The following is a 19,678-nucleotide window of genomic DNA, read 5'->3' as shown; positions in this document are numbered from 1 at the left end:
TGTTATCGCGCTTATCCGTAGTTTTTCTTACACCAATTTTCCCAACTCTTCTCACCCAATTTTTTTCGTGCTTTGACGATTCTGAACGCATTAACAAGCCCCATAAAGAAACCGAAAATAGCAGATGAAATAAGGTAAGTTTTCCAATGTTCGGGCTCTGAGTGCCAAATAAACATCCACATCAAAGACCCCCAAATTACCGCCATCGATAATCCATACGTCAAGAATACTTTTTGAAGCGATTGAAACACCAGAGGCGTTTGAGACACGTTAGTATATTTTGACCAAATAAAGGCATTTGGCCTCGTTAGGTCTGCAGGGACACCCTTTTCAATAAGGTGCTGCTGAATGAATTTCGCCTTTTCCATCTTTACCTCACTATGCCTATGCCACTTGAATTCTATGACTATACGACGATTTATCGAGAAGGGTTGTTCAGTGTTACCCACTAAAGGACTAACTAGATTCAATGTGTGTGGGCTGATTGATACACGTTGTTTTCTATCAACGCTCCGGAGAACTCAAAAGTCAGTAAACCTATTCGACTAAAACCTAAATGTTCATAAAAGCCATTCGATTCATTTTCTACCCACGTGTACAGCCAGTATTTATTACCAAACTGATTCTCGATTCCATTCAAAAGCTTTCGACCTATCCCTTTACCTTTGAAAATGTTATCTACATAAAGTTTGTCTACTTCAAAGCCATTGCCAGACGTCTGGTAGTGCGATTCAAGGTTAACCATTACGTAGCGTTGAATAACCTCATTTTCTTCACTTACAAACACACGATATTTAGTGGTATTCAATATTTCAAAGAAGTAGGCTGCCGTGAAAGTAGACAAGACATACTCCGCGTATTCAGTTTTGACCCCTTCTCTCGCATATGTGTCTAGCCAGACTTTAATGGACAATGCCGCTAATTTTACACAGTCGTCTTTTGTCGCTTCCCTGACCATTTCCTCTCCAAGCACAGCAGTTATTAAACTGAATAATTATGATTTTTATCACTAGAGCATTTCTGTCTAATAATTTAATTATCTCATACTTAGTTAAATAACTCATTTAATAACAGTATCTTACCAATATAACCGTATCATACATGACGAAAAGCAGAAGTATTCCGTATAGCTAAAATTGAATGCAGAAATTATGTGAATGTGTGTATTACTTATCATTTCCCTCATGTACTTCTTCATCCAAACAAAGATTGTTGGCCTAGATCTGTATGAGGCGTGATGGTTAGTAAATTATGGATGACGTGATCGTTGATATAACCTCTACCGGATTTGCAAAAAAACCGACATGATTGTCGGCTTTTCGTTTGGATATAAGCTGCAAATAAAGTACTCAAAATGTTCCCGCTGAAAGTCACCTTTCCTGCTCCCTTTGAACTTCTAGCAGAGAAGCTAACCAACGCTTTGTAAAAACTCCCCAAAAGCTACGTTGAAGTGCAATGGTTTCTCAATGTGGGCATTGTGCGCACAATCGTTAATGATACACATAGAACTGTGCTCAATACCCTTCCACAATACTGATACCTGCTCATCCCATGGATAAGTTTTATCTGAGTCCGCCCATATAATTAATACTGGCATTCTGTATTTAGAGACATAGGGTTCACCATTCCAACTGTTCATTGCGATAAGTCCGTTTAGATAGGACTGAAACGAAACCTTGTCTGCAAGTTGCATCGATTGCTTGAGTACCTGAGGCACTAATTCATTTTTAAACCAACTAGACACTGCCCTCTGTTTGCTGTCGCCATAGGTAAAAGAGGATGCATTCTTGATACTCTCTTGTAATGGTTCAAACCTACCAGGCAAGCCGCCTTTCGGTCCTGTTCCGTACAAGGTCAAACTGGCGACTTGTTCAGCCCATTTATGCCCAATCTGCTGGGCGACCATTCCTCCCATTGAGTGCCCTATTAGGTGAAAACGCTTTATTCCAAGCAGTGCAAGTTGTGACATAACATCTTGAGCCATATATTGAATCGTCTCAAAAGCTGTCTCATCAGAACGTTCACCAAAGCCTTTCAAACAAACAGGGACTACTTGCATGTTTTTCTCTAAAAACGGTACTTGAGCACTCCAATATTCTGGGCCACTTAAAAATCCATGGATCATCACCAGTGGTACATTAACGTTCATTCACATTACCCCATAACATTTGGTAGCCACACGGCAAGTTGAGGAAAGATAACCATCAGTACAATCAAAAATATGAGAGCACCAATGAAAGGCAAGCAGCCTTTAATGACATCTACAATAGTCAGACGATCTTTCTCAATAGATTGAATAACATACAAATTTAGGCCAACAGGAGGAGTCAATACAGCGACTTCCATTGTTATTGTGTAAATGACACCGAACCAAATCAAGTCAAAGCCTGAAACTTGAATCAGAGGAAACAAGGTTGGCAGGGTTATGAATGTCATCGAAACGGGCTCTAAGAACATGCCTAAAATAATGTAGAACAAAATAATCAGTGCAAGCGTCGTGTATGGCGATAGTTCAAGAGAAGTAAACAAGCTAGTGAATTCTTGTGGCACTTGATAGTAAGTCATCACAAAACCAAAAAGCACACCAGAAGAAAGCAATAGGCCCAAATAACCCATCGTCTTCATGGTCGCTTTGATTGATTCAAAGAACCCTTTGAGATCCATTCCACCAACGGTCATAGCAAGTAGCAAGGTAATCACACAAGAGACACCCGCGGCTTCAGTAGGGGTCGCGATTCCCGCATAGATTGAGACTGTAATAATAAGACCGATAACCATCACTGGAATTATCGCGCTCAATGCTAGCCCCCAAGGAATGCTTTCACTATCATCTGCCCCTGGTACGGATCCTTTTTGTAAGACACTCCATCCTTTAATGATAAGAAAGAAAAAGGAAACCAAAATTAAACCCGGTACAACGCCCGCAATAAACAGTTGTCCGATAGACTGATCTGTCACTATCCCGTAGAAAAGAAGAATCAAACTTGGTGGAAGAAGAACGCTGAGTGTTCCACCAGCAGCGAGCACCCCACTGGCGAGTTTTTTATCGTAGCCAAGGTCTAACATTGCTGGAAGCGCGACGCCGCCAATGGTCAATGAGCCAACCATACTCGATCCGCATACAGCGCCAAAGCCAGCACAAGCACCAACACTCCCGTATGCAGCAGAACCTGTAATTGGCACCTTACTATGCATAAACCAATACAGATTGGGGCCTATGTTGGACCTGCCAATCAATTCCCCTAATAACACAAACAGCGGAACCGATAATAAAACGTAATCTACCCACACACCCCACATTTTAAGTTCGGCTGTAACAAGTGTTGTAGAAAAAGACTGAATTGAAAGAAGAAACGGAACGGATGCACCCGCCAGTGCAAATGGGATTGGTAAACCCATCACAATGAATAAAATTAGTAGCCCCATCAAGCCGAGACCAACTTCATACCACTCAAGCATATATTATTCTCCAAGCTTTACTTGAGGCACAGAAGTCGTGCCACGAATTGACTCAAGTTTATGCATTATCGAGTCATAGAGTTTTAAAATAGAAACCAAAGATAAATTGAGTAATGAAACAAAAACTCCGGCCCAAAAATAATACTTAGGCCATAACAATACCTCTGAGGCAGCAAGCGACACATAGGACTTAGATAGCCCTTTAAAGGCGGCCAAAGCGAAAAAAACAGAGATAACCATCATCAGTGAGTTGTTCGCAATTTCCAGATAGTCTCTTTTCCCTTTAGAGAGTTGGTCGATAAAAATCGTTACCTTGGGAAAAGCATCTGCCTTAAGTGCGTATGAGAGGCCAACGAACGCTAATGGTACTAACATCAAAGCCGTTGCTTCTGTAACCATCCCATCAGGACTACCTATTACGTATCTCATGAATACGCCATAGGTAATCCAGAAAGCTTGGACAATAACGATTACACCACCGCAATACAGCAGTACATTCGTTGAAATATCCAATGCTTTTCTGAATTTACCTTCCATAGTTTCTGTCCCTAGATTGAGTTTGCAGCAAAGAGGTCTTTCATCTTGACTGAAAGCTCTGTTCCACAATCATTCGTCAGCTCGTTTTCCCAAGATGTGGAAATATCGGAAACTAACTTAAGCTTTTGCTCTGAGGTCAGTTCAAGAACCGTACCGCCTTCTTTTTTAGCTTCTGCAATCCGCGCATCTACCCACTTTTCATATTGAGGTTTCAACCAAGCTTCAGTCTCTTTAGCTGCCTCTAGTAGCGCTTGCTGATCCGTTTCGGAAAGCGAGTCAAATCGCTCTTTATTCATCATGTACATGATGTTGCCGTAAAATATTCCAGCATCCACCATGTGTGGCATCACATTCCAAAGCTTCCATGAGCTATAAGTTGCTACGCCCATGTTGATGCCATCAACAACACCACGCTCCGCAGATTGAAACACTTCTTTAGGAGAGATAAAGACTGGCTTGCCGCCCCAACCTTCAATCATCTTGCTCACTAGTGGCCCAACAGAACGAACTAGCTTGCCGTTTAAGTTGGAAAATTCTTCAACAGAATTGACCTGCTCGTTGAACCACCACTCTTGGTCATAAGAGTAATTAGAGTTCATGAGAGGAACCAAACCGTTCTGGTTAGCCTCCGGAGTAATAAGATCACGATATTGAGAATCCATGTCTAACTGCCCGCTCAAATCAACCGCTGACGGATATAATGAAGTTGTTCGATAACATGAAAGTCGGTTATCAGCGCTGATCCAGCTGATATCTGCTACCCCGCCTTGTACAGCATCAACCCCTTCACTCCACCCGTGTAGCGTGGAGGATGGATAAATTCTGACTTTCAGATTTCCATTGGATTTTGCTTCTGCTATTTCCGCAAATTTTTTAAACCCTTCATACCTAATGTCCGATTCATTCACATAGGTAGAAAGCCTAATTACTTCTTTGCTCATCGCATTGAAAGACAGTAATCCACCAATAATTAAGCTGGCTAGTTTGATTGATTTTTTCATGTAATCTCCATTTACAACATTTCATTAAATCTTCTTTCTATCAGTATTCAGTACTAACAGTTACGGTTAATGGGTAAGGTCAGATTGGAAAGTCTCACTTCTATCCATTACTCATAATTTGGAAAGTCGAAGCTGTCACGATAACCAAATAACGCTTGAGCGCCTCCGGTATGCACAAAGACAATATTCTCGCCCTTCTTAAAGAGACCATTTCGAACGAGGTCGATAAGACCCGCAGCCCCTTTGCCCGAATACACTGGATCAAGCAAAATACCTTCAAAACGTGAGAACATGTTGATCGCTTCGATCGTTGAAGGTGCCGGAATCCCATAGCCTTCGCCAACATAGTCACAATTCGCCACTACATCTTCGCGTTTTACTGCGTCTGCCTCGCCCATGTGCTCAGCAGTACGTTGAGCCAATTTGAAGACATTGCCTTCTTGAGTTGGTTTATCAACGCGCACCCCGATACCAAGTACTGGAATTTGACTGTTGGTCATCGCAAAACCGGTGACTAGCCCTGCTTGAGTACCAGCACTCCCCGTAGCGTGTACTACGTGGTCAATCTTCAGGTTCCGGTCATTGCTTTGTTTTAAGATCTCTAGTGCACAATCTACATATCCAAGAGCACCAATATGGTTAGAGCCACCGCCCGGTACGATGTAAGGCTTCTTGCCTTGAGCACGCAGTTTCGCTGCCACATCTTCCATCGCAGCGTTCATATCTGTACCGCCTGGATACTTAGAGAGTTGAGCATTAAATAACTGGTCTAACATAACGTTACCGTTAAACTTGTAATCAGGGTCATCACTTGCAGTACGATCTTCCAGTAAGACGATGCAATCCATATTCAGCTTGGTCGCTATCGCCGCCGTTTGACGTGCATGGTTCGACTGTGTTGCACCTTGAGTAATGATGGTATCAGCACCTTGTTCAACGGCATCAGCCATCAAAAATTCCAACTTTCGAGTTTTATTTCCGCCACCAGCAAGGCCAGTACAATCATCTCTCTTGATCCAGATGTTCGGGCCTCCTAACGCTTCACTCAGATTTTTCATTAGTTCTAAGGGTGTATTCAAGTGGGCAAAATTTAAACGAGGATAACGCGATAAATGCATCTCTCTTCTCCAGTCAATGTTTAGTTAGTGGTTTGTTTAACACTGAATTACATTAGCTCGTGATATCGCTCGAAAGATAATGCTTTTTGCTAACAGGGGTGTTAACTTTTGTTTAACAAAAATATCGACACTCATAATTTTGGACAAGGATTCGCCACATGGATTTGAAGTGGATTGAGGACTTTTTACACCTTTCTCAATACGGAAGTTTTGCAAAAGCAGCCAAAGCAAGAAATATCACTCAACCTGCTTTTGGCCGAAGAATCAAGCTATTAGAAGAATGGGTGGGGACTGACCTTGTTAATAGGAACACTTACCCAGCGACATTCACTAAAGCGGGATTTCGGTTTCTAAAACATGCGAATGACCTCAAACAACAAATAGACTACGCTAGGCTAGAAACGGTTAGAGAAGTTAACAATAATGAAACAAAAGTTACATTTCATACTCAGCACTCGCTGTCTGAATATGTCGTTAATAAGATGATTAACGAATACACCGATGCGTTTAAAACGACCTTAGTTTATGTCAGCCCAAACAACTTACATGATTCAGTGCAAGCATTTATAGATAACCGTTCTGACTTTCTTATCGGACTATCTTTTAAGGGAAGTCGACTTTATGTACCCAACCCAGAAGTTGAATCTGTCACCATGGGGTATGAGTGCCTGATACCTGTAGTGGCCACCAAAAGTGATGGTTCTGCGCTCTATAAAGATCGAAAAAATTCCAATGTTCCTCTACTTAGTTACCCGTCGAATACCTTTTTCGCACAAGTGTTAGAAAAACATGGCTCAATTGCTCAAAGCCTGTGTGGTTTTGATATCGTGTATGAAAACGCCGTTACGCACTCTCTCAAATCAATGGCGCTATCAGGCCACGGAGTCGCGTGGTTGCCAGAAGGGTTTGTTCAAGAAGAGCTCGAGCAAGGTTTATTGATGAGGTTTTCAGAAACCATTTCACCGATTACCGCCAAAATAAAACTCTATCGCTTCTCTACTGAAGAAATGACGCCAGGAATGGCAAAATTGTGGCACCACTTCAAAACGACTAACGGTAAAGCCTAGGTATTGGTGAAGTTTAAGGTATCAGTGAAGTCCAGATATCGGATACATAAACGTGTGACTCCCCCCTCACCACCTTCCCCAAAAAAAGAAACAAGAAGATAAGCCGACAAATGTGGCTTATCTTTTAACAGCATCGCCTAGCTAGCTAATGCACTCAAAAACTCGGCTTCAAACTCTTCATCGGCTTCTCGGGTTAAGCACTCCACCAGCCAATCGATGCTTTGATGATCGAGCTTACTGTTCACCACGAAGGCTTGCTTTACGCCAGACTGTCCCAGCTTGGCTGAGCCATAGTTTTTGAATGATTTGTTGCCATGGTAATGGAGTGATTTAATCGCCTCCGCGTTAGGCTCTGGCAACGCATCGAGGGTGTTGGCAAGCTGAATCACCAACTCCATTGGGTTCTTAGATGATGAGATGCGATACAGAAAACCGCCCTCGACTCTTTGACGCACCCAGTAATCAAAGCCACTGCAATCCATAACTTTGTCACTCACCAAGGCGGCTTCGCTGCGATAGCCACACGGCTCAACGACTACAGGAGTATGTTTGAACTCTGGCTGCCCTGATGCAGCGTCGGTATGAGGCAAGATCAGATCACACGGTTTACTGTCTTTGGCGGTCGGGGCGTTCCAGTGGATAGGCATGAAGACTTGTTCGCGGCGCATCTCTTTGGTCACCACTAAACGGGCTTGGCACTCCCCTTGTGCGCTGCGTACTTTCACTACTTGGTTGGTAGCCCCTTGGCTAACACGATTTATAGTCGCGTGGTTAACAGCATCTAGCCCAAACTCTTCTAAGCCAAGTGCTGCGACCGTATCTGGGTGCATAGCGACAAAAGGCTCTGGTGTGTGCTCACCCAAACCTGCCGCTAAGCCTGTGCGGCTCATGGTGTGCCATTGGTCTCGGATTCGACCTGTGTTCATGATAAGCGGGAATTCAAGACTGGTATCAGCAATCGGCTTGTCGTGTTCGACTGCAATAAACTGCGCTTTGCCTGATTCAGTAAAGAACTCGCCATTGGTGAACATGCGCTGCTCAATGATCTCTGGTTGATACTCAAGCACTGGCCACTGTTGTGGAGTCAGTTCGCCATAGCCTTTCTCATCCAGTTGAGTGAGTCCAATTAAGCACAAGTCACGTGCTTTACCTGTTTCATTGCCGAGCGCTGTCATCTCGCAATATTCTTTAAAGATCTCACCTTCGTGACGGTAATCAAACTGCTCTTTGAATCCCATTTTCTGTGCCACTTCTTTTAATATCCACCAATCGGGTTTGGCTTCCCCTGGGCTTGGTAATATACGGCGTTGGCGTGAGATTCGACGCTCAGAGTTGGTCACGGTGCCCGACTTCTCGCTCCACCCTTGCGCGGGCAGCACTACATCGGCCAGGCGAGTGGTTTCCGTATCGGCAATACAATCCGACACCACCACAAATGGGCACTTCTCTAATGCGGCTTTGATCTTTTCACTGTCAGGCAGGCTCACGACTGGGTTGGTCGCCATGATCCACACCGCTTTAATTTTGCCTTCATTCATAGCATCAAACAGGTCGATCGCTTTTAAACCCGCATGTGTAGCTAAGCTGTCGGCCTGCCAAAACTCACTTACGGTTTGGTGTGATTGCGGATCACCAAATTCAAAGTGAGCCGCTAAGGTATTAGCTAAACCGCCCACCTCTCGCCCGCCCATCGCGTTCGGCTGACCCGTTACAGAGAATGGCCCCATGCCCGGCTTGCCAATTTTTCCGGTGGCTAAATGGCAGTTTATGATGGCATTCACCTTGTCACACCCTTGTGTTGATTGGTTTACGCCTTGAGAGTAAATGGTCAGCACCTTCTCGTTCGATGCGAACAAACGGTAGAACTGTTTTAGCTGCTGCTCTGTAAGTCCTGTAAGTTCAGGAACACTTTTTTCGCCCCAACCTGATTCGGTATAACGATATTGAGTCGCAGATCGAATCGATTCAGTAAAGCCTTGGGTGTGATTTTCTATATAGTCTGAATCTAACTTGTCGTTATCGTCGAGATAGCCCAATAAACCATTGAACAACGCCACGTCTGAGCCCGATTCCAATGCCAAGTGAATGTCTGCAATTTCACAAGTGTCGGTGTAACGAGGGTCGATGACGATAACTTTCAATGCAGGGTTGGTTTGTTTCGCGGCTCTTAACCTTTGGAAAAGTACCGGGTGACACCATGCTAAGTTTGAGCCTGTAATCACGACTAGATCGGCTTGCTCAAGATCTTCATAACAAACCGGTACTGTGTCTGCGCCAAATGCACGCTTATGCCCGACCACGCTTGAAGCCATACACAGCCTAGAGTTACTGTCGATGTTACCGCTACCAATGAAGCCTTTCATCAGTTTATTGGCAACGTAATAGTCTTCGGTAAGCAACTGGCCAGAAACATAAAACGCAACGGAATCTGCCCCAAACTCTTCGATCGTTTGATTGAATTTGTCTGCGACCAACTGAGTAGCACGGTTCCAGTCTAACTCTTGTTTTTGCTCATTTTGAATATGAGCAGGTTGTGTAAGACGGCCTAAAGGCGTGACGGTGTCGCCGAGCGCAATCCCTTTAGTGCATAGCTTTCCATAGTTTGATGGATGATCTTTATCTCCACGTACTTCAAGTTTACCTAATGAAGTCGGCCTCGCTTCTATTCCGCACCCAACACCACAATAGGCACAGGTCGATTTTATCCAACCACTGTTTGAATCGGTCATCCGTTTCTCGCTCAATTATCCATAATTGTAATAATTCAAACCAAGCAAATAACACGCCACTTAATAACAAACTTCAACATAGAAATATTAAACAATAAAAACAACAACTTAATAAGATTTAAAATACTAACCATGAACTAGATAAAACTTAACCAAGATAGAAACTTAATTTTTGCACCATCTTGCAGAAAGTTGCACCACAAATGCTCATTTATATAAATCTAACAAAAAATTTACATACCACTTTAGGGGTAATTGCGTGTTACTGTTAAATTTTAAACAACTGAAAAATAAAGATTAAATTTTATTTTATCGAACAAACCCCAATCTGGCACCCTCCTTGCTCCACTAGAAACCAAGACTTAGAAAAAACATTTTTGTTTTTCTTGATGATTATGAATTGAGTGGAATCTCAACCCGGTATTCATCTGCTAACAACTAGAAATTAGATATTAGTGATGGTGACGCCGAGAATAAGGAATGGATTATGAGCAAGAAGAAAATCGTCGTTGTAGGTAACGGCATGGTTGGACACAAATTTATCGACAACATCCTGCAATCAGAAAGTGATGAGTTTGATGTCATGACTTTCAGTGAAGAGCCAAGGCTTGCCTACGACCGAGTTCAGCTTACAGCTTACTTCAAGCGCGGAAATGCCGAAGACTTAGCATTAACCAGCGAGGAGTATTACCAAAGCAACGGTGTGAACTATTTGTTGAACCAGAAGGTTGCTAAGCTAGACACGGCCAATCAACAAGTCATCACTGAGGGTGGTCATGTTGAAAGTTACGACAAGCTAATCTTGGCGACGGGATCTTTCCCTTTTGTTCCCCCTATTCCCGGCAACGACCAAGAACACTGCCACGTTTATCGCACCATTGAAGATTTAGACGCCATTGAACTATCAAGTAAAAGCAGTAAATCTGGCGTGGTGATTGGTGGCGGCCTGCTTGGCTTAGAAGCCGCAAACGCAGTCAAAAACCTTGGCTTAGAAACCCATGTAGTGGAGTTCGCACCTCGCCTGATGGCCGTTCAATTAGATGACGGTGGCGGTGCGCTTTTACGCAGAAAAATTGAAGACCTTGGTGTGCAAGTTCACACCGAGAAAGCAACCTCAGAAATAGTTGCGGGTGAGAACGCTCGCTACAGAATGAATTTCGCCGATGGCACCCATTTAGAAACCGATATGATCGTGTTCTCTGCGGGTATTCGCCCTCAAGATGCTCTTGCTCGAAGCTCTGATATTGCCATTGGTGAACGTGGCGGCATCGTGATTAACGATCACTGCCAAACCAACATCGACAACGTGTATGCGATTGGTGAATGTGCCCTTTGGGACAACAAGATCTTCGGCTTAGTGGCTCCTGGCTATTCAATGGCGAAAGTCGCGGCTTCGCATATTGTCTCCGGCGGTACTGATGAGGCAGCATTTACTGGCGCGGACATGAGTACCAAACTGAAATTGCTAGGTGTTGACGTAGCCAGTATTGGTGAAGTACATGGCAAGACGGAAGGCGCTCAATCGTATACCTATAACGATGAAATCGAACAAGTTTATAAGCGCCTGATCATCTCGGCAGACGGCACAAAGATTGTCGGTGCGGTATTGGTGGGTGATGCAGAAGCTTATGGTTCACTGCTGCAAATCAAGCAAAACGATATGCCTCTTCCTGAAAATCCATCCGTGCTTATTCTACCAAACCTCGCGGACGATTCTGGCTCTGCAATGGGTGTTGAAGCTCTGCCTGATAGTGCTGTTATCTGTTCATGTTTTGATGTGACCAAAGGTGATATCAAAGATGCGGTATCCGCTGGTTGCACCACAATGGCTGCATTGAAAGAAACCACTAATGCTTCAACAGGTTGTGGCGGTTGTTCTGCTCTTGCTAAACAGGTTCTGGATAGTGAGCTAAGTAACCTAGGTGTGGAAGTCTCTAACGATATCTGTGAGCACTTTGCGTATTCTCGCCAAGAGCTGACTGACATCATCCGAGTGAACAAGATTAAGACCTTCGATGAGCTATTGGATTCTCATGGAAACGGATTGGGTTGTACTGTGTGTAAACCAGCAGTGGGTTCGATTCTGGCTTCTTACTGGAATGATTACATCCTCGAAGATCAACACATCGAACTGCAAGACACCAACGACATCTACCTCGGTAACATGCAAAAAGACGGCACCTACTCTGTGGTTCCGCGTATTGCTGGCGGTGAGATCACACCGGATAAATTAATCGTTTTAGGCGAAGTCGCAAAAGAGTTCGACCTCTACACCAAGATCACAGGCGGACAACGTGTCGACTTGTTTGGCGCACAACTTAACGAACTGCCAATCATCTGGAAAAAACTAATCGATGCTGGTTTTGAAACTGGCCATGCCTACGGTAAATCGGTTCGTACCGTGAAATCGTGTGTCGGTAGCACTTGGTGCCGATATGGTATCGACGACAGTGTTGGCTTAGCGATTCGACTAGAGAACCGCTACAAAGGGCTGCGCTCGCCACATAAGACCAAGTTTGCAGTTTCTGGTTGTACTCGTGAATGTGCAGAAGCGCAATCGAAAGACTTTGGCATCATCGCAACTGACAAAGGTTGGAACCTCTACATCTGTGGTAACGGCGGTATGCGCCCTCGCCACGGTGACCTTTTTGCTACCGACCTTGATGAAACCACCCTTCTGCAATACATCGATCGCATTCTGATGTTCTACACACGTACTGCAGACCGCCTGCAACGTACATCAGTATGGATGGAAAACCTTGAAGGCGGCATTGAATACCTCAAGCAAGTCGTGATTGAAGACAAGCTTAATGTTGTTGAAGAACTTGAAGCCGACATCGCGCTCAACATCGAGAAATACCAATGTGAGTGGAAAACCACCATCGAAAACCCAGAAAAGATGAAACGCTTCCAGCATTACATCAACAGCGAAGAAATGGATACCAGCCTGTCATTCATCAAAGACCGAGAGCAGCGTTTTCCTAAGCCGAGCTTGAGCTCTTCTGCCGATTCACAACGAGATGAAATGCTAACCAAGGCTGACCAAATCGAAGTGACGGAAGTTTCGTAAGCCGAATTGCTGGTGAGTGAATAAGTAACAACTAGACCCAATATCGATAGTCGACAGTGGCGCAGCCCAAGAAAACTGCTGTCGGCTATCACCCTAATTGAATTGATTATTAGTTTTATGTTTTGACTAGGAGAAAGTCATGGAAAATTGGACAACCGTATGCAGCACCCGCGACCTAACCCCAAACGGTGGTATTTGCGCCAAAGTAGACGATAACCAAGTGGCTATTTTTTACTGTAAGCGCAGTGACACGCTTTATGGGCTCTCTAATTACGACCCTATCGGCAAAGCGAATGTAATGTCGCGTGGTATCATTGGTTCATTAAGCGGTGAGCCTTACGTAGCTTCGCCCTTATACAAGCAGCACTACCACTTAGAAACTGGCGCATGCCTTGAACAACCCGAACTCAAGCTCGTTAAATTTGAAGTTCGCAAGCAAGGTGAACACGTACAAGTTCTCGCACCTCTTGCTATCGCCAGTTAATAAACAGCCGACATCATCCTGCAAACGCTTTAAGGCGTAAGCAATTTCGGCATAAAGGTTTAAGCACATTCAAGCGTTCGAATTTCGAAATAACGCACGAGCTAAAACCGGGTAATTTCCAGATTTAAGGGATTTAAACCATGGATAATACAAAATTTTCGCTGCTTTCATTTACGGGTAAGATGAAAACCTTACACCTAAGCTGGATGGCTTTTTTTATCACCTTTGTTGTGTGGTTCAACTTTGCTCCGTTACTACAAATGGTGAAAACCACGCTTGGTCTTTCTACTGAAGAGATCAAAACGTTATTAATTCTCAACGTTGCGTTGACCATTCCTGCGCGTGTCGCAGTGGGTATGTTAACCGATAGATATGGCCCAAGATTGGTCTACTCTTCGCTACTTGCTGTCTGTTCAATCCCTTGTTTTATGTTTGCTATGGCAGACTCTTTCATTCAAGCCGCGATTGCACGTTTCTTACTGGGTTTCATCGGTGCTGGCTTCGTTGTTGGTATTCGACTTGTGTCTGAGTGGTTCCCACACAATGAACTGGGTACGGCAGAAGGTATTTACGGCGGCTGGGGTAACTTCGGTTCTGCAGCAGCGGCGTTTACACTTCCAACTCTAGCTTTAGCGTTTGGTGGTGAAGACGGTTGGCGTTATGCGGTCGGTATTACTGGAGCAATGAGCCTAGCGTTCTCGTTTGTGTTCTACAAAAACGTAACGGATACACCAAAAGGTTCTACTTACTTCAAACCCGCTCAAGTAACGGCAATGGAAGTGACATCAAAGGGGGACTTTTTCTTCCTACTTGTTATGAAGATCCCGATGTATGCCGCGCTAGCGCTACTGACTTGGAAGCTATCACCAACCAACATCAACATGCTGTCTGACATGGCGGTTTACTCAGTTTATGCAGGCTTAGCAGCACTTTACGTGTATGAAGTATCGCAAGTTTGGAAAGTGAACAAAAACGTATTTAAAGAAGAAGTGCCAGAAATTCACCAATACAAATTCAAGCAAGTAGCGGTACTGAACGTATTGTACTTCGCGACATTTGGTTCTGAACTGGCTGTTGTTTCTATGTTGCCACTTTTCTTCTCTGAAACTTTTGAATTAACACCCGTTCTTGCCGGTATGGTTGCATCGGCTTATGCCTTTATGAACCTAATGTCTCGCCCAGGTGGTGGTTGGATCTCAGATAAATTCGGTCGTAAACCAACACTGCTTATTCTAACCATTGGTCTTGCTGTGGGTTACTTCGCAATGGGTCAAGTAGACAGCACATGGCCAGTATGGCTTGCGGTTGTCGCGGCTATGGCATGCTCTTTCTTCGTGCAAGCGGGTGAAGGTGCGGTATTTGCAACAGTACCTCTGATTAAACGTCGTATGACAGGTCAAATTGCGGGTATGACGGGTGCTTACGGTAACGTAGGTGCGGTGGTTTACCTTACTGTGTTGTCATTCGTGAGCTACCAAACGTTCTTCTTCGTGATTGCTGCAACAGCGGTACTTGGCTTTGTCACTCTGTTGTTCATGGAAGAGCCTAACGGTCAAATTGCCGAAGTAAACGACGACGGCAGTGTCACACTGATCAATGTTTCGAGTTAGTCACAGCACTAGCATGAAGCACTGATATTATTGAATCGGGAGTGGTACCAAGGTGTGTTTCACCACTTTGGTATTGCGTTCAAAGGCTCTAGGTTCACTAGGGCTTTTGTTCTTCCTAAGATGTTCTCTCAAGGAAGTTAGAAGAAGATAGTTAAGAACAAGAGCAGTTAAAATAAGAAGACCAGTTATGACAATTTCATTCAGCCAAGGGCAAGTCGTCACGCCGGAATCAAACAACCAGCTAACACTCAAGTTTGGTGGTTATTCGAATAAAGGCATACGCGATGAAAACCAAGACGCCATCATTGTAAAGCACCCCAAAACTCGCGCAGAGCAAGAGTTGAAAGGCAGTGTTGCTTGTATTGCTGATGGGGCTAGTTGCAGTGAGCACGGCCAGAAAGCCAGTCACACTAGCGTAATGCAGTTTATCGACGACTATTACGCCACGCCAAATAGCTGGAGCATTCAGCGTTCGGCGCAAAAAGTCCTTACTTCGCTCAACTCTTGGCTCTTCAACACCTCAGTGTCTAACATTCATCCCGCACAACAAGTTAACCATAACGCCCTAGTTTCTACATTCAGCAGCGTGATATTAAAATCCAACACCGCACATATATTCCACGTAGGCGACAGCCGTATCTATTTATTGAGAAGTGGTGAGTTACGTCAGCTGACACGCGACCACACCCGTAAAACTATGGGACAGAAGCATTACTTAACGCGAGCGTTAGGCATGGACAATCAACTCAACGTTGACTATCAAACGCTACCAATTAAGAAAAATGACTGCTTCATCCTCACATCGGATGGTGTGCACGAGTTTGTCTCGCCCAACACATTCAATGAACACATCGACAAGCCTGGAGCGGATTTCGAATACGCCGCACAAAGCATCTGCAATACCGCCTTAAGCCACAATAGCTCAGACAATGTGAGCTGTTTGATAGTCCAAGTCAGTCACCTACCCAAACCATCGTTAATTGAGTTCCATGAAAAACTCGCCAAGCGCGCTATTCCACCCGCACTAAAACTTGGTCAAAGTATCGACAACTTTATGGTACTTGAGGTGTTGTATGCAGGGTCTAGAAGTCATGTATATCGAGTCATGCAGAAAGAAACACAAACCGAGTTCGTGCTCAAAGTGCCTTCCGTTCAATATCACGATAACCCGTCGCAACTGAGAGCATTCTTTAATGAACAGTGGGCAGGGATCTTGCTCAACAATAAAAAAGTAATGAAGGTTTACCCAACGCCAGAGCATTCGCAATTCTTATATCAAATTTGTGAGTGGGTAGAAGGTATTACGCTAAGACAATGGATGTACGACAATCCAAAACCTTCACTCAAACAAGTGCGCGATATACTCGATAAAATCACACAAGGTGTCCGTGTACTGCAGCGTGCAGATATGGTGCACCGAGACTTAAAGCCTGAGAACATCATGCTTCAACGCGATGGTGAAATTAAAATCATCGACCTTGGTGCGGTGTTAGTGAGAGGCCTTGAAGAGGGAGAGTTCGCAGACAAAGACGACACACCATTAGGCGCAGTCAATTACATTGCACCAGAAACCATCAAGCACAATACAGCGACCACAAGTTCAGATCTATTCTCTATCGCAGTGATCGGCTATGAGATGCTAACAGGCAAACTCCCCTACTCTGAAATGACCGCGCAATCGCTTAAGCAATCTCGTCATCATCAGTGGGAATACCAACCCATTACTCAAAAACGTGCTGATTTACCAAGCTGGGTGGATTTGGTGTTACAAAAAGCCTGCGCGGAATCGCCGAGCGAGCGTCATCAAGTGTTGGGGGATTTTGTGGCAGACCTTTACACACCAAACCAAAGCTTGGTGAAAAGTAAAGCCAAGCAACCTTTGATAAACCGAAACCCAATCCAGTTTTGGAAGGTGTTGGCTTTGTTGCTCGGCATTGTTGCCATTGTAGAAATGGGCTTATTGCTTAGTTAGAGTTAATTGCAGGTTCGAGCTAAATGTCCAAGTTCGAGTTAATTCCAAGTTCAAGCTAAGTGTCCAAGTCTAATCTAGCTTGTGTAAACTAACTGGAATTAGCCTCGTTTCACTAAGCTTCTTGGCACGAGTTCAATGCCCGCTTGGTAACGCTTAGCCGATGCATTTAACGCCAAAGCAAAAGCGCTGTCGGCAATCACTTCAAATTGCTGCGGCAGTGAGTGGACTTTGAAAGGCAAGAAGTCGAGCAGTCGGTTATCACCAAAGGTCGCCAGTTTTACTTGATTGATCAGCTCTGGCTTTTCAACCATCACATCAAGCACACCCTCTAACAAGGTGTATGACATAGTGACAATAGCATCGGGCACCGTGCCTTTTGCAATCCACTCTTCAAAAACCTCACGTCCAGATTCTCTATCAAAATGCTCACCATAACCCACAACCATCGGCTTGTTTTCTGCTGGCTTTGTTTGTTGAGTATGTGCTTTATTTGCTGCTTCAAAACCCAGCTGACGTTCACGTGAAATGTTCAGATCTGGCAGTGCACCAATTAAGCCTACACTATGAATACTGTCATCGAGAATCGAATGGGTCAGTTCAAACGCGGCTTCGAAATCTTCACTGATCACACAAGCAAAGTGTTCATCATCTAACGGACGGTCAATCGCAATCACAGGTGTGCCCGAGTTTTGCAACTTTAAGTAGAACTCATTGGCATCTGGCATTGAGCTCGCCACCAACAAGGCATCAATACGACGGCTCACCAAAGCTTCCGCTACTTTGCGTTCGGTTTCAGCGTCATCATCAGAGCAACCGATCAGGATTTGATAACCCACTTTACGTGAGTTCTGCTCTATCAATTTTGCTAAACGCGCATAACTGCTGTTTTCAAGATCAGGAATAATCAAACCAAATGAACGGCTATTACCAGCACGCAGCGACGAAGCAGCATGGTCTGGTCGGTAGTTATACTCTTCCACCACCGCCATCACTTTCTGCTGCGTCTTTTCACTGATTCTGTATTTCTGCGCCTTGCCGTTGATGACATAACTGGCCGTGGTTTTCGATACTCCAGCCAATTTAGCAATTTCATCAAGTGTCATATGGGTGACCTGTATTTTGTGCGTAGGATCATATAACCAATGATCTGATCCTCGGATTAGTTGAATTATATGCTGAATCGATTCAGTATAAAAGCTGAAAGGATTCAGCAAAATCTGAAAAGTGACTTCAATCATCCTTTTGTATGGATTGAGCGTCATTTGTCGTGATTCAACTTCTCGTTATTAACGAAACTGAAATTACGACACGCAGCAAAACTATTTTGAAACCCAAAATCGGCTTTGCTGAATTTTTTTACACTGAATGCTGAACCGATTCAGCTAAAGTAAAACAAAGAGCAAAGCAACGAGTAAAGCTCACTAATACTTGCTCTAGACTGAATCGTAGCGATACACAAATTCTCAAGCGATACGCTAAAGAGGCACCATGCTTAAATTATCAAAATCTGACATCACTCTTGGTCAAACGGCCGATGACAAATTCAAAGCTATCCAGAACATTGCTGGCGACCTAACCGCAAAAGGCTTAGTGGATTCTGGTTACGTTGAAGGAATGCTGAACCGTGAAAACCAGAACTCGACGTTCCTAGGTAACGGCATCGCGATTCCTCACGGCACCACTGACACGCGTGGCCTAGTAAAAGAGACAGGCGTAGCTGTTCACCACTTCCCTGAAGGCATTGATTGGGCAGACAGCAACCGTGTTTACGTAGCAATTGGTATTGCAGCGAAATCTGACGAGCACTTAGGCATCCTTAAGCAGCTAACAAAGGTTCTAGCGGCAGACGGTGTTGAAGAGAAATTAAAGCAGGCGAAATCAGAAGACGAAATCATCGCCCTACTTAATGGCGAAGTTCAGCTAGAAGCAGACCTAGACGCTTCTTTAGTTCAACTACTGTTCCCTGCAAGCGACATGGTTCAAATGTCTGCTGTTGCGGGCGGCCTACTGAAAAATACAGGCTGTACTGACAACGCATTCGTTGCTGACCTAGTAACAAAAACTCCAACTCACCTAGGCCAAGGCCTGTGGTTGTTGGGCAGCGATAAAGGCGTGACTCGAACTGGCGTATCGTTTGTTTCAACAGCAAACCATTGTGAGTACGAAGGCACACCAGTGAAAGCATTGGTCGCATTCGCAGCTTGTAACAGCGCACACCAGTCTATTCTGGCAAACCTAAGCAAGATGGTTTTCGAAGGTAAACAGCAACAACTGTTAACCGCTGACATTGCACAAGTGATTGGCCTTCTAAAAGGTGAAGCGGTTTCTACAGCGTCTCAAGACGATGACAACTGCGCAGTATTCAAAATCAAAAACGCGCACGGCCTACACGCTCGTCCGGGTGCAATGCTGGTGGCTGAAGCGAAGAAATTCGAATCAACAATCCGCGTTTCAAACCTAGATGGTGACGGAAAAGAAGTGAACGCGAAGAGCTTGATGAAAGTAATCGCACTTGGCGTTAAACACGGCCACCAGCTTCAGTTTGTTGCTGACGGTGAAGATGCAGCACAAGCACTTGAATCGATTGGCAAAGCTATCGCTTCAGGCCTTGGTGAAGGTTAAGGAGTCGAT

The 19,678-nt window shown here is 44.4% G+C and carries 15 protein-coding genes; 6 read left to right on the top strand and 9 right to left on the bottom strand.

The window, feature by feature from the left end; all coding sequences use genetic code 11:
• Window positions 1-11: 11 nt before the first annotated feature.
• From BCU75_RS04825 to BCU75_RS04795, 7 genes are all read right to left on the bottom strand, one after another.
• Window positions 12-368, bottom strand: coding sequence for a DUF6404 family protein (locus tag BCU75_RS04825; RefSeq protein ID WP_102473086.1), 357 nt, complete (start codon window positions 366-368; stop codon window positions 12-14).
• A 98-nt stretch (window positions 369-466) separates the two neighbouring features.
• Window positions 467-958, bottom strand: a complete 492-nt coding sequence (locus BCU75_RS04820) for a GNAT family N-acetyltransferase (protein WP_102473085.1) — start codon at window positions 956-958, stop codon at window positions 467-469.
• Between the two features lie 450 nt (window positions 959-1,408).
• Complete coding sequence (locus BCU75_RS04815; protein WP_241905346.1) at window positions 1,409-2,149, bottom strand: alpha/beta fold hydrolase; 741 nt, start codon at window positions 2,147-2,149, stop codon at window positions 1,409-1,411.
• 5 nt (window positions 2,150-2,154) lie between these two features.
• A complete protein-coding gene (locus BCU75_RS04810) occupies window positions 2,155-3,459 on the bottom strand; it encodes a TRAP transporter large permease (RefSeq protein WP_102473084.1) in 1,305 nt (434 codons plus the stop codon).
• 3 nt (window positions 3,460-3,462) lie between these two features.
• Window positions 3,463-3,996: a TRAP transporter small permease gene (locus BCU75_RS04805; RefSeq protein ID WP_102473083.1), complete on the bottom strand. Its 534-nt coding sequence runs from the start codon at window positions 3,994-3,996 to the stop codon at window positions 3,463-3,465.
• Between the two features lie 11 nt (window positions 3,997-4,007).
• Window positions 4,008-4,997, bottom strand: coding sequence for a TRAP transporter substrate-binding protein DctP (dctP, locus tag BCU75_RS04800; protein WP_102473082.1), 990 nt, complete (start codon window positions 4,995-4,997; stop codon window positions 4,008-4,010).
• A 107-nt stretch (window positions 4,998-5,104) separates the two neighbouring features.
• On the bottom strand, window positions 5,105-6,115 hold the full coding sequence (locus tag BCU75_RS04795) for a D-cysteine desulfhydrase (RefSeq protein ID WP_102473081.1): 1,011 nt from the start codon (window positions 6,113-6,115) through the stop codon (window positions 5,105-5,107).
• 158 nt (window positions 6,116-6,273) lie between these two features.
• Between BCU75_RS04795 and BCU75_RS04790 the strand changes: the two genes are divergently transcribed.
• Window positions 6,274-7,182: a LysR family transcriptional regulator gene (locus tag BCU75_RS04790; RefSeq protein WP_102473080.1), complete on the top strand. Its 909-nt coding sequence runs from the start codon at window positions 6,274-6,276 to the stop codon at window positions 7,180-7,182.
• Between the two features lie 137 nt (window positions 7,183-7,319).
• On the opposite strand, the gene BCU75_RS04785 is transcribed toward BCU75_RS04790, so the two are convergent.
• Window positions 7,320-9,926, bottom strand: a complete 2,607-nt coding sequence (locus BCU75_RS04785) for a molybdopterin oxidoreductase family protein (RefSeq protein ID WP_102473079.1) — start codon at window positions 9,924-9,926, stop codon at window positions 7,320-7,322.
• Between the two features lie 472 nt (window positions 9,927-10,398).
• On the opposite strand from BCU75_RS04785, the gene nirB reads away from it, so the two are divergent.
• From nirB to BCU75_RS04765, 4 genes are all read left to right on the top strand, one after another.
• A complete protein-coding gene (gene nirB / locus BCU75_RS04780; protein WP_102473078.1) occupies window positions 10,399-12,981 on the top strand; it encodes a nitrite reductase large subunit NirB in 2,583 nt (860 codons plus the stop codon).
• Window positions 12,982-13,120: 139 nt separating this feature from the next.
• A complete protein-coding gene (gene nirD / locus BCU75_RS04775; RefSeq protein ID WP_102466192.1) occupies window positions 13,121-13,465 on the top strand; it encodes a nitrite reductase small subunit NirD in 345 nt (114 codons plus the stop codon).
• A gap of 140 nt (window positions 13,466-13,605) precedes the next feature.
• A complete protein-coding gene (locus tag BCU75_RS04770) occupies window positions 13,606-15,075 on the top strand; it encodes a NarK family nitrate/nitrite MFS transporter (RefSeq protein ID WP_102473077.1) in 1,470 nt (489 codons plus the stop codon).
• Between the two features lie 187 nt (window positions 15,076-15,262).
• The gene (locus tag BCU75_RS04765) at window positions 15,263-17,047 is read left to right on the top strand and encodes a bifunctional protein-serine/threonine kinase/phosphatase (RefSeq protein ID WP_102473076.1); all 1,785 of its coding nucleotides are present in this window, start codon (window positions 15,263-15,265) and stop codon (window positions 17,045-17,047) included.
• 98 nt (window positions 17,048-17,145) lie between these two features.
• On the opposite strand, the gene cra is transcribed toward BCU75_RS04765, so the two are convergent.
• Window positions 17,146-18,150, bottom strand: a complete 1,005-nt coding sequence (gene cra, locus BCU75_RS04760) for a catabolite repressor/activator (protein ID WP_102473075.1) — start codon at window positions 18,148-18,150, stop codon at window positions 17,146-17,148.
• Window positions 18,151-18,535: 385 nt separating this feature from the next.
• Between cra and fruB the strand changes: the two genes are divergently transcribed.
• Window positions 18,536-19,669: a fused PTS fructose transporter subunit IIA/HPr protein gene (gene fruB, locus BCU75_RS04755; RefSeq protein ID WP_102473074.1), complete on the top strand. Its 1,134-nt coding sequence runs from the start codon at window positions 18,536-18,538 to the stop codon at window positions 19,667-19,669.
• Window positions 19,670-19,678: the final 9 nt, after the last annotated feature.

Source organism: Vibrio splendidus, from assembly GCF_002873455.1.
Taxonomy (GTDB): domain Bacteria; phylum Pseudomonadota; class Gammaproteobacteria; order Enterobacterales; family Vibrionaceae; genus Vibrio; species Vibrio splendidus_J.
This window is presented reverse-complemented; position numbering and strand designations above follow the sequence as displayed.

Coding starts and splice junctions, on each gene's coding strand:
- BCU75_RS04825 (WP_102473086.1), bottom strand. CDS start 368: ATGGAAAAGGCGAAATTCATTCAGCAGCACCTTATTGAAAAGGGTGTC.
- BCU75_RS04820 (WP_102473085.1), bottom strand. CDS start 958: ATGGTCAGGGAAGCGACAAAAGACGACTGTGTAAAATTAGCGGCATTG.
- BCU75_RS04815 (WP_241905346.1), bottom strand. CDS start 2,149: ATGAACGTTAATGTACCACTGGTGATGATCCATGGATTTTTAAGTGGC.
- BCU75_RS04810 (WP_102473084.1), bottom strand. CDS start 3,459: ATGCTTGAGTGGTATGAAGTTGGTCTCGGCTTGATGGGGCTACTAATT.
- BCU75_RS04805 (WP_102473083.1), bottom strand. CDS start 3,996: ATGGAAGGTAAATTCAGAAAAGCATTGGATATTTCAACGAATGTACTG.
- dctP (WP_102473082.1), bottom strand. CDS start 4,997: ATGAAAAAATCAATCAAACTAGCCAGCTTAATTATTGGTGGATTACTG.
- BCU75_RS04795 (WP_102473081.1), bottom strand. CDS start 6,115: ATGCATTTATCGCGTTATCCTCGTTTAAATTTTGCCCACTTGAATACA.
- BCU75_RS04790 (WP_102473080.1), top strand. CDS start 6,274: ATGGATTTGAAGTGGATTGAGGACTTTTTACACCTTTCTCAATACGGA.
- nirB (WP_102473078.1), top strand. CDS start 10,399: ATGAGCAAGAAGAAAATCGTCGTTGTAGGTAACGGCATGGTTGGACAC.
- nirD (WP_102466192.1), top strand. CDS start 13,121: ATGGAAAATTGGACAACCGTATGCAGCACCCGCGACCTAACCCCAAAC.
- BCU75_RS04770 (WP_102473077.1), top strand. CDS start 13,606: ATGGATAATACAAAATTTTCGCTGCTTTCATTTACGGGTAAGATGAAA.
- BCU75_RS04765 (WP_102473076.1), top strand. CDS start 15,263: ATGACAATTTCATTCAGCCAAGGGCAAGTCGTCACGCCGGAATCAAAC.
- cra (WP_102473075.1), bottom strand. CDS start 18,150: ATGACACTTGATGAAATTGCTAAATTGGCTGGAGTATCGAAAACCACG.
- fruB (WP_102473074.1), top strand. CDS start 18,536: ATGCTTAAATTATCAAAATCTGACATCACTCTTGGTCAAACGGCCGAT.